This window comes from Mycolicibacterium sarraceniae, from assembly GCF_010731875.1.
GTDB lineage: Bacteria > Actinomycetota > Actinomycetes > Mycobacteriales > Mycobacteriaceae > Mycobacterium > Mycobacterium sarraceniae.
The window spans coordinates 1,072,364-1,084,657 of record NZ_AP022595.1; the positions used below are offsets into that span (position 1 = coordinate 1,072,364).

The window sequence follows — 12,294 nt, forward strand, 5'->3', positions numbered from 1 at the left end:
CGAAGCTCCGTTCGTCATCTAACCGTTGTCCGGTGCTTTCGACCGTCCACCGTCATCACCCGGATCTTGTCGCGGCCCATTGTTGGGGCCGGCATGACGCGGCGCGGGTTGCGGCTGATAGGGCGGATACGGCTGGCCCTGCGGCGGACCGGGCGGCGCCCAGCCCTGCGGCGGCGGGTACCAGTAGCCGCCCTGCGGCGGCGGTCCTGCTGGCGGCCAGCCCGGGGCATGCCAGCCGGCCGGTGCACCGTAGTCGGGCTGGGTGGAGCCGGGCTGGCCCTCGGGCTGGGGGCTGGTGTGCGCACCATTGCCGTTGCCGCCGTTACCGGAACGGGGCTGCTGGGCTTGGGCCACGGCACTGGCTTGGGCGATGGCCTTCTTGAAGGCCGGCTCAGGCATCGGCTTGGGCCACGGCTCACCGCGTTCGATCGCCAGCTCGCCCGGTGTCTTGATCGGCGGCTTGTCCGAGGGGATGCGCCCGCCGAAGTCGTCGAACACCGTCAGGCGGGGCCGCTTCTTCACATCGCCGAAGATGGCTTCCAGCTCCTTACGGTGCAGGGTTTCCTTCTCCAGCAGTTCACCGGCCAGGGTGTCGAGGACGTCGCGATACTCGGTCAGGATCGCCCACGCCTCGGTGTGCGCGGCCTCGATGAGCTTGCGGACCTCGTCGTCGATATCGCGGGCGACCTCGTGGCTGTAATCGGACTGTGTGCCCATGGTGCGGCCCAGGAACGGGTCGCCATGCTCGGTGCCGTACTTGACCGCACCCAGCTTGGAGCTCATGCCGTACTCGGTGACCATCGCGCGGGCGATTTTGGTGGCTTGATCGATATCGGACACCGCGCCGGTGGTCGGCTCGCGGAACACCAGTTCCTCGGCGGCACGCCCACCCATCGCGAACACCAGCCGGGCGATCATCTCCGAGCGGGTCATCAGGCCCTTGTCATCCTCTGGCACCGACACGGCGTGACCGCCGGTGCGCCCGCGAGCCAGGATCGTCACCTTGTAGATCGGCTCGATATCGGGCATCGCCCAGGCCGCCAGGGTGTGCCCACCCTCGTGATAGGCAGTGATCTTCTTCTCCAGCTCACTGATCACGCGGCCCTTGCGGCGCGGGCCGCCGATCACCCGGTCTACCGCCTCTTCGAGCGCGGCGGCGGTGATGATGGTCCCGTTCTCGCGGGCGGTGAGCAGTGCGGCCTCGTTGATGACATTGGCCAGATCGGCGCCGGACATGCCGACGGTCCGCTTGGCAAGACCGTCAAGGTCGGCGTCGGGTGACATCGGCTTGCCCGCCGAGTGCACCCGCAGGACAGCCTTGCGGCCGGCCAGGTCCGGGCTGGACACCGGGATCTGGCGGTCGAAACGGCCCGGCCGCAGCAGCGCGGGATCGAGGATGTCGGGCCGATTGGTGGCCGCGATCAGGATGACGCCCTGCCGGTCACCGAAGCCGTCCATCTCGACGAGCAATTGGTTGAGGGTCTGCTCACGTTCGTCGTGACCGCCGCCCATGCCGGCGCCGCGCTGGCGGCCGACAGCGTCGATCTCGTCGACGAAGATGATGCAGGGGCTGTTCTGCTTGGCCTGTTCGAACATGTCGCGCACCCGCGAGGCCCCGACGCCGACGAACATCTCGACGAAGTCAGAACCAGAAATCGTGAAGAACGGAACTCCGGCTTCACCGGCGACGGCGCGGGCCAGCAGGGTCTTGCCGGTACCGGGCGGGCCATAGAGCAGCACGCCCTTGGGGATCTTGGCACCCAAGGCCTGATACCGCGACGGGTTCTGCAGGAAGTCCTTGATTTCGTAAAGCTCTTCGACCGCTTCGTCGACGCCAGCGACATCGGCGAACGTGGTCTTGGGCATGTCCTTGCCGAGCTGCTTGGCTTTCGACTTGCCGAATCCGAAGCCCATCCGGCCGCCGGTCTGCATGCGGGAGAACAGCACGAACAACCCGACGAGCAGCAGCAGCGGCAGCATGTAGACCAGCAATGAGCCCAGGATGCTGCCCTGGTTGACGGTGGTGTTGGTCTTGATGTTCTTGGCGCTCAGCGCGTTGAACAGGTCGACGGCGTACCCCGTCGGGTACTTGGTGATGACCTTGTTGGAGTTCTCGGTGTCGCCGTTGCCGTTCTTGAGCTCGAGGCGAAGCTGTTGTTCCCGGTCGTCGATCTGCGCGGTCTTGACGTTGTCGCTGTTGATCTGCGCCATCGCCACCGACGTATCTACGGGTTTGAAGCCCCGGGTGTCGTCACTGAAGTAGAAGAACGACCAGCCGAGCAGCAGCACGACGGCGATCACCGTAAGTGTGCGGATCACGTTTTTGCGGTTCATCAAGCATCGGCCTGTACGGCCCGGTCCTTCCGATATGCGCAGCTGGGATAGTTCAGGCTACCGCTAGACCAACGTCAGCAGATCCCCCCGGGGTTTCCGCCCGCCGCAAAGAGGCGTTCGCTGTGCGCGCAATCGGCTCTTTCCGGCGGTGCGAAGCTGTGCTTGGCTGGCACCGTGCTGGCTCCGACCGAACGGTTCGTCGACCGCGACGGGGTTCGGCTACGGGTGCTGGAAGCCGGCGATCGCGATGCCCCCGTGGTGATCCTGGCGCACGGCTTCCCCGAGCTGGCCTACTCCTGGCGGCACCAGATCCCGGTGCTGGCGCAGGCCGGCTACCACGTGCTTGCGCCCGACCAGCGCGGCTACGGCGGATCGTCGGCCCCCGAGGCGGTGGAGGCCTACGACATCCATGCGCTCACCGGGGACCTGGTCGGTCTGCTCGATCACGTCGGCGCACAGCAGGCCATCTTCATCGGCCACGACTGGGGCGCCCTGGTGGTGTGGCACACCGCGCTGTTGCACCCCGACCGGGTGCGGGCGGTGGCGGGCCTCAGTGTTCCGCCGATCCCCCGGGCGCGGAGCCGCCCCACGCAGCGGTGGCAGGAGAAGTTCGGCGAGGACTTCTACATGCTGCGCTTCCAGGAGCCGGGCAAAGCCGACGCCGAGATGGCCGCCGACGTAGCCAGCACCATGCGCGGGACGTTCCACAATCTGACCGGACCGGACGCCCCACCGGGCTGGCTCCGCGAGGACGAGTTCGACCACTACGTGACCGAGTTCAGCAGGACGGGATTCACCGGAGCGCTGAACTGGTACCGCAATTACGACCGCAACTGGGAGTCCACCCCTGCGTTGGCCGACACCCGCATCGTGGTGCCCGCGTTGTTCGTCGGGGGTACCGCCGACCCGATCGGGTCGACGATGAACCCGGCGCGCGCCCGCGAGGTGGTCGCCGGCCCGTACACCGAGATCTGGATCGAGGGCGCCGGGCATTGGGTGCAGCAGGAGCGTCCCGACGACGTGAACCGGATCCTGTTGGAGTTCCTGCGCGACGTGGAGTCTTCGTGATTTTGGCGCGCAACGCCGAGATTGAACTCTTGAAGGCCGCCACTCGAACTTTCTCTTCGTGGCTTCAATCTCGCTGTGGGCAAGGCACTTCGAAAGTCACATCCGCCACATTGGCAATTGCCAGTTACTAGACCTCGGTAAGCTCCCCCGGCCTGAGCCAGCGATCGTTGGAGATCGCTGCGCGGTAGTGGTTTTGGGTTTGGGGTGGGTTTGCCGTTGTGAGGGCAAGGCGGCGCGGATGCGTTGCCAGGCGGTGGCGGTGGCGGTGGCCCAGCGCCAGGTGGCGTCGATGCGCAGGTGTAGTTGGCGGGCGCCGCCGGTGATGCGGGCCGCAATGTGCAGGACTCGGTAGTGATCTCCAGCAGCAGCCCGGCCAACGTTTCCCCGCCGGCGATCTCCGGGCGGTCCAGGAACGCCGGCAACGGGTGGTGGCCGAAGGACTTCTTCCACGTCGGGCCAGCCCCGGCTGTGTTGGTCGATGACCAGCGTGGCGTCGATGTCGATGTACAGCGGCGCACCCGTTGGGGGCGCGGCATCGATGCGCTCATCGACCAGCCGCCACATCGTCATCGTCGACGCCTTCGCCCCGAACACGTGCTCACGATCCCCGCACAACTGGCCGACCCCGTCGATGCAGTCCGCCCCATCAGCGACCGCCGCCGCCAACGCCGCGGTGACCAGCGCCGATAGGCCGGTCCGATCGGCGAGTTCACGCAGTAGGCCCATCCCGGCATGCGACACGACACCGTGCCCGTCAGCCGAGACTTTCGCCTATCAAAACCCAGCTACATCGACATTCCGCGAAAATCCGGTCAGCGTCGTCGACTCCCAGTCCGCCAGGCCCGCGCGAGTTCGGCAGAGCCAGGATTCGCCACCCGTCGATGTCGATCAGGGCGGAGGGCCCGCCGAGGTGGGTGAGGGCGATCTTCGCCATGCCAAAAACTTAGTGCCGCACGCTACGGTGTCAGGCATGCTCATCGCCGGACGTCGTGTCGTCACTGCACTGGCTGCGACGGGGATGGCCGCGGCCGTGCTCACGGGCTGCGATTCCGCGCCCGCGGGCCCCGTCGGCACCAACCCACGCCAGGTCACTGTCGTCGGGTCCGGCGAGGTGAAGGGTGTGCCCGACACGCTGACCGCCGACGTCAGCGTCGAGGCCAGCGCCGCCGATGTCACCACGGCGATGAACCGGGCCAACGACCGCCAGAATTCGGTGCTCAACGCGCTGAACGCCAGCGGGATCGACGCCAAGGACATCGCCACCACCCAGGTGAGCCTGCAACCGCAGTACGGCGACAACTCGGTGATCACCGGCTACCGGGCGAGCAACTCGGTCCAGATCAAGATCCGCAAGCTCGACACCGCCTCGCAGGTGCTGGCCAACGTCGTCAGCGCCGGCGGCGACGCCACCAGGATCAACTCGGTGAGTTATTCCATCGAGGACGATTCCAAGCTCGTCAGCGACGCCAGAGCGCGGGCGTTCAACGACGCCAAACAACGCGCTCAGCAATACGCCGAACTGTCCGGGCTGCCATTGGGAAAGATCATCTCGATCTCGGAGGCGCCGGGCGGCTCCGCGCCGCCGCCCCCGCCGATGCCGATGCCGCGCGACGCGATGGCCAGTTCCGTTCCGTTACGCCCCGGCCAGCAGGCGGTCGGCTTCTCGGTGACGGCAATCTGGGAGCTCGGCTAGTCACTGGCCGCCTTGCATTCGGCGAAGCCCTCGAAGTCCTCCGGGGCGGTTCAAGCACGCAGCAGGTCATCCGGGGCACGCACGGGCATGGCCGTCAGTATGCGCGTTAGATCTGGTAAACCTTCGGGTCCAGCGTGCCGATGTAGGGCAGGTCGCGGTAGCGCTCGGCGTAATCCAGGCCGTAGCCGACGACGAACTCATTCGGGATATCGAAGCCGACGTAGGCGATGTCGACGTCTGCGCGCACGGCGTCCGGCTTGCGCAGCAACGTGCAGACCTTCAATGACCGGGGGTGCCGGGTGGCGAGGTTACGCAGCAGCCACGACAGCGTCAGCCCGGAGTCCACGATGTCCTCGACGATCAGCACGTCACGGTCATGGATGTCGCGGTCGAGGTCCTTGAGGATGCGGACCACCCCCGACGACGACGTCGACGATCCATACGAGCTGACCGCCATGAACTCCAGCTGCGTGGGCACCGGCAGCGCCCGAGCCAGATCGGTGACGAACATCACCGCACCCTTGAGCACGGTCACCAAGAGGAGATCCTGACCGTTGAGGTTGTCGCCGTAGTCCTTCGCAACGAGCTCGGCCAGTTCAGCGGTGCGGACCCGAATCTGCTCTTGTGACAACAAAACCGATTTGATGTCCCCGGGGTACAGCTCGTGCGCCGACACGCCCACACTGTGCCACGACCGGGGCCCAACAACCAATCTCACACCGGCTGGCTATACAGCATGAGCCTGCCGTCACGACGGGCCGCGAACAGTCTTTGCTGCCTCAGATCCGAACCGACCGCCACTCCGCCCTGGCCGTGCCAAGCGGTGACCAGCGCGTCCACCGCGCGGATCTGCTTGTCGGTCAGGTTGACCGCCCCACCGCGCAGCAGCCAACGGCGGATCACCCGGCGCCGTACCGCGGTGGGCAGCTCGGTCAGGGCGGCGACGGCGACCGTCTCGCCGTCGTCGTCGATCGCGTCCTCGGCGAACCCATCGAGCGCATCGGTGTCCTCGCGCAGCGCGGCGGCCGTGCGCGCCAGCGCCTGGGCCACGCCGCCACCGAGCACCTCCTCGAGCAAGGGCAGCACCTCGGTGCGCAGCCGGACCCGGGTGAAGCGGGGGTCGCGGTTGTGCGGGTCGTCCCACGCAGGCAGCCCCAGCTCGGCGCACGCGTCGTGAGTGACGGCCCGGCGCACGCCCAGCAGCGGGCGATACCAGGGCGGATCGGCTGCCCGCATCCCGGCAATCGAGCGGGCCCCCGACCCGCGCCCCAGCCCGAGCAGCACGGTCTCGGCCTGGTCGTCGAGGGTGTGTGCCAGCAGCACGGGTGCCTGGCCGCGGGCGGCGTCCAGGGCGGCGTAGCGGGCGGTGCGGGCGGCGGCCTCCGGGCCGCCGCCGGTGCCGACCGACACGGCCAGCACCTGGGCATCGACACAGCCGAGGTCGTGCGCCTGTCGGCGGGCGGTCTCGGCGATAGCTGCGGAGCCGGCCTGCAGTCCGTGATCGACGATCAGCGCGGTGGTGGGCAGGGCCGTGGCCGCGGCGGCGGTCAGCGCCAGGGAATCCGGACCACCGGACAGCGCCACACACCACGACGTGGCCCCGGGCAGGCAGTCCGTCGCGAAGCCGGCCACCGCGGCCCGCAGGGCGGCTAGAGCACCCGGTCGATCCACCGCTGCGGATCTTCGATCTCGTGGGGCAACGGCAGAGTGTCCGCACTCGTCCACACGGCGTTGAACCGGTCCATCCCGACCCGTTCGACGACGTGGTCGACGAACTTCTTGCCGCGGGTGTACTGGCTGAGCTTGGCGTCCACGCCGAGCAGCGCCCGCAGCAGCCGCTGCAGCGGCGGCTGCTTGCGCTGGCGGCGTTGGTCGAACCGGTTGCGGATGGTCTGCACCGACGGCACCACGGCCGGGCCGACCGCGTCCATGACGTGGTCGGCATGGCCTTCGAGCAGCGTGCCCAGCACCAGCAGCTGATCGAGGGCGGCCTGCTGCGGCTCGGATTGCACCGCGCGCATGAACCCAAGGATGCCGGAATCACTGGGCCCCTGCATTCCACCCGCACGCCTCTTCTTCACGAAGTCCGCAAGCCGCGCCACCACCTGCGTCACATCGTCGGCCCCATCGGAGGTCAGCACTCCGAGCGCCTGCGACATATGTTGTGCCAGCCAGGGATTGGCGGTGAACTGCACCCGGTGGGTGACCTCGTGCAGACACACCCACAGCCGGAAGTCGCTCGGCGAAACCCGTAGCTGGCGCTCGACGGCGATGACGTTGGGGTACACGAGCAACAGCAAGCCGCCGTCATCGCCTTCGGCGAACGGGTCGTACTGGCCGAGGATGCCCGAGGAGATGAACGCCAGCACGGCCCCGGTCTGAGCTCCGGTGACCCGGCCGGTGATGGCATTGGCGGGCGTGTCGGCGCCGCCGGTCATCACCCGCATGGAATCCGAGGCGGCCCTGATCCAGCCCGGACGGTCGACGATGCGCGCCTCGGCCACCGGGGCGTCGCCGCCCATCCGGGTGACCTCACGAACCGGGCCTTCGGCCTTGCGGGCGGCGACAGCCAGTTCGTCGATGGCCTGGATACGGGTGTAGTCGGTGGACGCCGGGCCAGGCCGGGTCAACCAGGCGCCCACGGTCCCGGCGAACGACCAGTCGACCGCTCGCCCCACGGTCAATCGCGACCCGTCACTCATGAGCCGCACCCACATGTACGCAAGACACCCGCCAGGTTGTCGAGGGCCACTCGGCCCATCGGGCCGGCGTCGTTGGAAATGAACGCGAACGTCAAGACGCGGCCGCTGTTGTCGGTGACGATTCCGGCCAGTGAGTTGATGGCGGTCAGCGATCCGGTCTTGGCGCGCAACCAGCCGGCCGACGAGGCCTTCGGATCACCGCCGACGAAGCGATCCGACAGGGTCCCGCTGCCCCCGGCGATCGGAACGACGTCGAGCAGCGGACGCATCGCCGGCTGGTCGGGCCCGGCCGCGGCCTGGACCACCTCGTCGAGCGTCGTGGCGGTCAGCCGGTCCAGCACCGACAACCCGCTGGAGTCGAACAGGGCGGCGCCGGTCATATCGACACCGGCTGCCGAGAGTTTGTTGGTCACCGCGTCGACGGCGCCGGCGAAGCTCACCGGCCGGCCGGTCGCCTTGGCCACCTCCCGGCCGATCGATTCGGCCATCACATTGTCGGAGGCGTTCATCATCTGCCGCAGCCGCTCGATCAGGGGTGCCGATTGCACCGCGGCCAGCTGCCGGCCCGTCGGAGGGTTGGGGGCCATGGCCACCTTGGCCGGATCCAGCCCCAGCGCACTGGCCAGCGCGCGGCCGGCGTCTAGGGCGGGCGTCCTGGACCGGGCCGATTCCGCCGTCGTCGGCTGGATGCGTCCGGCGTCGATCATCACCGACTGCATGGGCGCGATGTCACCGCCGTCGATATCGGCGGGATCCCAGCCGGGCGCGAAATCGGGTCCGCTGTAGAGGGAGTCGTCGACCTGCACTGCGGTGGCGGTGATACCGCTTTTGCGGATCTGGTCGGCGAGATCGTTGATTCGAGCCGCCCCGCGGTACCAGGTCTGCTGGCCGGCCGGCGCGGCCGACAGGATCGGATCGCCGCCGCCGACGAGCACGACGACGCCTGGCTGGCTGGTCTGGTCGGCCGCGACGACGGTCGTGGTGACCCGTTCGTCACGGTTGAGCGCCAACAGTGCGGCCCCGGTGGTCAGCGTCTTGTTGGTCGACGCCGGCAGCAGCGGCACAGTAGAGCGGTACTCCCAGATCTGCTTGCCGGTCTTGGCATCGGTGACTCGGCCGGACACGTTGCCCAGATTCGGGTCTGCGACGGGAACCGCCAGCGCCGCAGCCATACCCGCCGCGGTGGGCATGCCTGCCGAGTCCGACACCGGGACGACACCGGGATCGGCGGTGACAAGCGGATGCCCAGGCAGCGCCTGCGCGCTGCCGGTGTCTGCGTGGGTCAGGACAGCGGCCACCGCCACGACGGCGGCGACCAGCGCGATCACCGCCGCGGCGAGGACCACGTGCGTGGAGCGCTTCATCGCTGTCCTGACTTCCGTTTCGTCTCATTGTGCCGAACCACCCTGATGCGCAGGCTATCGCTGGCGTTAGGGTTAGCCCGCGTCGCCGGGGGTCCGGCGGGCCAGCGAAGCGACCCGGGGATCAATTCTGCGGGCAGGAGCGAAGCGAGAAGGAGTTCGCACGGTGCAGTTCGACGTCACCATCGAGATCCCCAAGGGTCAACGCAACAAATACGAGGTCGACCACGAAACCGGACGCGTTCGCCTGGATCGCTACCTCTATACCCCGATGGCCTACCCCGCCGATTACGGCTTCATCGAGGACACCCTGGGCGAGGATGGCGACCCGCTGGACGCGCTGGTCCTGCTGCCGCTGTCGGTGTTCCCCGGTGTATTGATCGAGGTGCGCCCGGTCGGCATGTTCAAGATGGTCGACGAGGCCGGCGGCGACGACAAGGTGCTGTGCGTGCCCGCCGGGGATAAGCGCTGGGATCACATCCAGGACCTCGGCGATGTGCCCAGGGACGAACTCGATTCCATCCAGCACTTCTTCACCCATTACAAGGACCTCGAGCCCGGCAAGTTCGTGAAGGGGTCCGATTGGGTCGGCCGTGCCGAGGCCGAGGCCGAGGTCGAGCGCTCCCGGGAGCGGTTCGCGGCCGAAGGTCACTAGCGGGGTATCCGCTGCTCTCGCGGAAATTAGCCTGGCCGTAACAATCGGTAACGCGGTTGTGGTTTGGCTTTTCGATGATGAGCGAGTGTTAATGCACCAGGGTATCGGTCTCGAAGCCTTCAACGAGCTGCCGGACCGCAAAGCTGTCCATGCACTCTACGAGTGCTGCAACAGCGTGACGCTGGCGCGCGACCTGTCGCGCGGCCGCCCGTACGCCGACCACACTGCCCTATACCGCCGGGCCGACGCGCTGCTGTTCGCCCTGTCGGAATCCTCGATCGACGACATCCTGCAGGCCTACCCGCATGTCGGACGCCGGCCGCGCAGCACCCGCTCGCAGGCCGAGCAGTGCTCGGTATGGGATGACTGCCCCGAGGTGATGGCCGAACTCGCCACGGCTGTAAAGGAATACGCCGATCTCTTTGGTTTCACCTTCGTCATGCACATCGGCGGTTTGGCCCGTGAGGTCTGCGCGACATCGGTGATCGCGGCGGTCCGCGACCGCATGCATCATGACCCGGAGACCGAACGAAAGGTCGTCTGCAACGAGCTGGCCCGGATCAACCGGAGCCGTCTCGAGCGGATGCTCGGCCCCGAGGGCGGCTACGACAACTGGGCCTGACGACCCGGGCTGATTCGCCCCGTCGGCGCGGACCCCAGCGCCCAGGGTCGGCAGGCGTTACCCCCCTCCCCGATCAGGGTTTTCAGCGATTCCCGCGCCGGGATCTGGCTGACCCCGAACAGATCTGCCACCTCAGCCAGTGGGATCGGCGTGCCCGGCGAAGTGGTGCCGTCAAGGATCACTCGGCGCAGTTCGTCGAGGATCGCCTGCTGCCGGCGGCCCGGCTGGTCGACCACCAGCCTGGCGACCAGCGCTGAACGTCGTCGCAGCATCCGGTCACGGTGGGCGCCGTGTGTTTCGGCGGTATTGCTAGCCGGCCGCCCACTGTTTGGCGGCTTCGAGCTCGTCGAGGCCGAACATCGCGAGCTCACCGGGCACCAGCCAGCCCACCAGATGGACGGTGTGCACCACCCACTCCTTATCGCTGACCACCGCGACTCGCTTGAAGGCGGCGTGACGGGTGAACAAGGTGCCGAGGCCGAGTTTGAGATCTTCGACCAGACCGCCGGGGCCGAATCCCTCGTAATCGGAGCTGATGACCTCGACGATTCTGATGTCCTCGCCAGAGGCGAGCAGCTCGTCCATCGTCGGCTTGAAGGCCAACAGGTCCGCACCACTCATCCGACCCGATACCGCAATACCGGCCACGCTAAAGGCACCAGGAACGGCCATGGTTCCATTCAGGTGGACGCGAACGGGATGGAATCGTCAATGCTCAGCGTTTGTCGACCACTCGGGTCTTGATCAAGCTGGCAACCATCGTCAGGAACAGCGTCAGCACGATGACGGCCAGGCTCAGCAGCGTCGGAATCTGCGGGACGTGGACGCCCTCACCACCGTTGACGAACGGCAGCTCGTTCTCGTGCAGGGCGTGTAGCACCAGCTTGACCCCGATGAAGAACAGGATGACGGCCAGGCCCTGCGACAGGTAGACCAGACGGGTGAGCAGGTCACCGAGTAGGAAGTACAACTGGCGCAACCCCATGAGCGCGAACAGGTTTGCGGTGAACACGATGTAGGGCTCACGGGTCAGACCGTAGATCGCCGGGATGGAGTCCAGCGCGAACAACAGGTCAGTGGTGCCCAGGGCAACGATGACCAGGAACATCGGGGTCATCAGCCGCCGGCCGTTCTCCTTGATATAGAGCTTCAGCCCATCCCATTTGTCGGTGGTCGGGACGTACTTCCTAGCCAGCCGCACCACGGTGTTCTCGGCGTCGTCGTCGTGATCGGTATCGCGCACCAACCTGATCGCGGTGTACACCAGGAAGGCGCCGAAGACATAGAAGATCCACGAAAACTGCTCAATGGCAACGGCACCCAGCGCGATGAAGATGCCGCGGAAGATCAACGCCAGCACGATGCCGACGAGCAGCGCCTGCTGCTGATAGACCTTCGGCACTTTGAAGCTGGTCATGATGATGATGAAGATGAACAGGTTGTCCACCGACAGGCTGTATTCGGTGAGCCAGCCGGCATAGAACTCGAGGCCGAACTGCGCGCCGTGGAAATTCCACACCCACAGGCCGAACGCCAACGCCAAGCCGACATAGAACGACAGATAGATGCCGCACTCACGCATCGTGGGTTCATGCGGGCGGCGGGCGATGAAGACGATGTCGAACAGCAGCACCGCCACTGTCACACCGATGGTGATCAGCCACTCGAGCGAAGAAACATTCACTGACAAGACCTCCGGGCGCCGAAAAGCGGCCGAGGTCTCTTCCGCCGCCGAAACGGCCCGCGGTACCGGACGGCCAACGTTGGCCGCCGTGGTGACGACACCGCGACGAAGGAATACTCCCCTCTTCACGAGCAGTCTGTCAGGTGGACGCAGCGTCCAGCAAACCGAGCCGACA

Annotated in this window: 12 protein-coding genes and 2 pseudogenes; 4 read left to right on the forward strand and 10 right to left on the reverse strand. The window is 67.0% G+C overall.

Annotated features, from left to right (window positions below):
- Positions 1-18: 18 nt before the first annotated feature.
- Positions 19-2,334, reverse strand: a complete 2,316-nt coding sequence (gene ftsH / locus G6N13_RS05625; RefSeq protein ID WP_163695158.1) for an ATP-dependent zinc metalloprotease FtsH — start codon at positions 2,332-2,334, stop codon at positions 19-21.
- 156 nt (positions 2,335-2,490) lie between these two features.
- On the opposite strand from ftsH, the gene G6N13_RS05630 reads away from it, so the two are divergent.
- Positions 2,491-3,402 (forward strand): alpha/beta fold hydrolase, encoded by a 912-nt coding sequence (locus tag G6N13_RS05630; RefSeq protein ID WP_163701755.1) that lies wholly within the window; start codon positions 2,491-2,493, stop codon positions 3,400-3,402.
- A 362-nt stretch (positions 3,403-3,764) separates the two neighbouring features.
- Here the strand turns inward: G6N13_RS05630 and G6N13_RS05635 are convergent.
- Positions 3,765-4,143, reverse strand: a pseudogene (locus G6N13_RS05635) (IS1380 family transposase); the annotation flags it as partial.
- A 13-nt stretch (positions 4,144-4,156) separates the two neighbouring features.
- Positions 4,157-4,336 carry a hypothetical protein gene (locus G6N13_RS05640; RefSeq protein ID WP_163695159.1) on the reverse strand — a complete coding sequence of 60 codons (180 nt, stop codon included), beginning with the start codon at positions 4,334-4,336 and terminating at the stop codon, positions 4,157-4,159.
- A gap of 36 nt (positions 4,337-4,372) precedes the next feature.
- On the opposite strand from G6N13_RS05640, the gene G6N13_RS05645 reads away from it, so the two are divergent.
- Positions 4,373-5,095, forward strand: a complete 723-nt coding sequence (locus tag G6N13_RS05645; protein WP_163695160.1) for an SIMPL domain-containing protein — start codon at positions 4,373-4,375, stop codon at positions 5,093-5,095.
- A gap of 106 nt (positions 5,096-5,201) precedes the next feature.
- Here the strand turns inward: G6N13_RS05645 and hpt are convergent, their stop codons facing one another.
- Genes hpt through dacB form a run of 4 tightly spaced genes read right to left on the reverse strand, consistent with a single transcriptional unit; the run spans position 5,202 to position 9,161 of the window.
- Positions 5,202-5,777 carry a hypoxanthine phosphoribosyltransferase gene (gene hpt / locus G6N13_RS05650; protein WP_179965087.1) on the reverse strand — a complete coding sequence of 192 codons (576 nt, stop codon included), beginning with the start codon at positions 5,775-5,777 and terminating at the stop codon, positions 5,202-5,204.
- 32 nt (positions 5,778-5,809) lie between these two features.
- Positions 5,810-6,766, reverse strand: a complete 957-nt coding sequence (tilS, locus tag G6N13_RS05655; RefSeq protein WP_163695162.1) for a tRNA lysidine(34) synthetase TilS — start codon at positions 6,764-6,766, stop codon at positions 5,810-5,812.
- The gene (locus tag G6N13_RS05660; protein WP_235677943.1) at positions 6,745-7,797 is read right to left on the reverse strand and encodes an Rv3626c family coenzyme F420 biosynthesis-associated protein; all 1,053 of its coding nucleotides are present in this window, start codon (positions 7,795-7,797) and stop codon (positions 6,745-6,747) included. Before G6N13_RS05660 ends, tilS begins: the two co-directional genes overlap by 22 nt.
- The gene (gene dacB, locus G6N13_RS05665) at positions 7,794-9,161 is read right to left on the reverse strand and encodes a D-alanyl-D-alanine carboxypeptidase/D-alanyl-D-alanine endopeptidase (protein WP_163695164.1); all 1,368 of its coding nucleotides are present in this window, start codon (positions 9,159-9,161) and stop codon (positions 7,794-7,796) included. The genes G6N13_RS05660 and dacB overlap by 4 nt, the downstream gene beginning before the upstream one ends.
- A gap of 163 nt (positions 9,162-9,324) precedes the next feature.
- On the opposite strand from dacB, the gene G6N13_RS05670 reads away from it, so the two are divergent.
- Both G6N13_RS05670 and G6N13_RS05675 read left to right on the forward strand, forming a co-directional pair.
- A complete protein-coding gene (locus tag G6N13_RS05670) occupies positions 9,325-9,813 on the forward strand; it encodes an inorganic diphosphatase (protein ID WP_163695165.1) in 489 nt (162 codons plus the stop codon).
- An 85-nt stretch (positions 9,814-9,898) separates the two neighbouring features.
- Positions 9,899-10,435: a 2-oxo-4-hydroxy-4-carboxy-5-ureidoimidazoline decarboxylase gene (locus G6N13_RS05675; protein WP_163695166.1), complete on the forward strand. Its 537-nt coding sequence runs from the start codon at positions 9,899-9,901 to the stop codon at positions 10,433-10,435.
- Between the two features lie 62 nt (positions 10,436-10,497).
- On the opposite strand, the pseudogene G6N13_RS05680 reads toward G6N13_RS05675, so the two are convergent.
- The 3 genes and pseudogenes from G6N13_RS05680 to G6N13_RS05690 all read right to left on the reverse strand — a co-directional run.
- A pseudogene (locus tag G6N13_RS05680) lies at positions 10,498-10,707 on the reverse strand (GntR family transcriptional regulator); the annotation flags it as partial.
- 37 nt (positions 10,708-10,744) lie between these two features.
- Complete coding sequence (locus G6N13_RS05685) at positions 10,745-11,107, reverse strand: SpoIIAA family protein (protein WP_163695167.1); 363 nt, start codon at positions 11,105-11,107, stop codon at positions 10,745-10,747.
- Between the two features lie 43 nt (positions 11,108-11,150).
- On the reverse strand, positions 11,151-12,119 hold the full coding sequence (locus G6N13_RS05690; RefSeq protein WP_163695168.1) for a TerC family protein: 969 nt from the start codon (positions 12,117-12,119) through the stop codon (positions 11,151-11,153).
- Positions 12,120-12,294: the final 175 nt, after the last annotated feature.

What these genes read in the sequence shown, in the direction of transcription:
- ftsH (WP_163695158.1), bottom strand. Translation starts at nt 2,334, where the DNA reads ATGAACCGCAAAAACGTGATCCGCACACTTACGGTGATCGCCGTCGTG.
- dacB (WP_163695164.1), bottom strand. Translation starts at nt 9,161, where the DNA reads ATGAAGCGCTCCACGCACGTGGTCCTCGCCGCGGCGGTGATCGCGCTG.
- G6N13_RS05640 (WP_163695159.1), bottom strand. Translation starts at nt 4,336, where the DNA reads ATGGCGAAGATCGCCCTCACCCACCTCGGCGGGCCCTCCGCCCTGATC.
- G6N13_RS05645 (WP_163695160.1), top strand. Translation starts at nt 4,373, where the DNA reads ATGCTCATCGCCGGACGTCGTGTCGTCACTGCACTGGCTGCGACGGGG.
- G6N13_RS05685 (WP_163695167.1), bottom strand. Translation starts at nt 11,107, where the DNA reads ATGGCCGTTCCTGGTGCCTTTAGCGTGGCCGGTATTGCGGTATCGGGT.
- G6N13_RS05660 (WP_235677943.1), bottom strand. Translation starts at nt 7,797, where the DNA reads ATGAGTGACGGGTCGCGATTGACCGTGGGGCGAGCGGTCGACTGGTCG.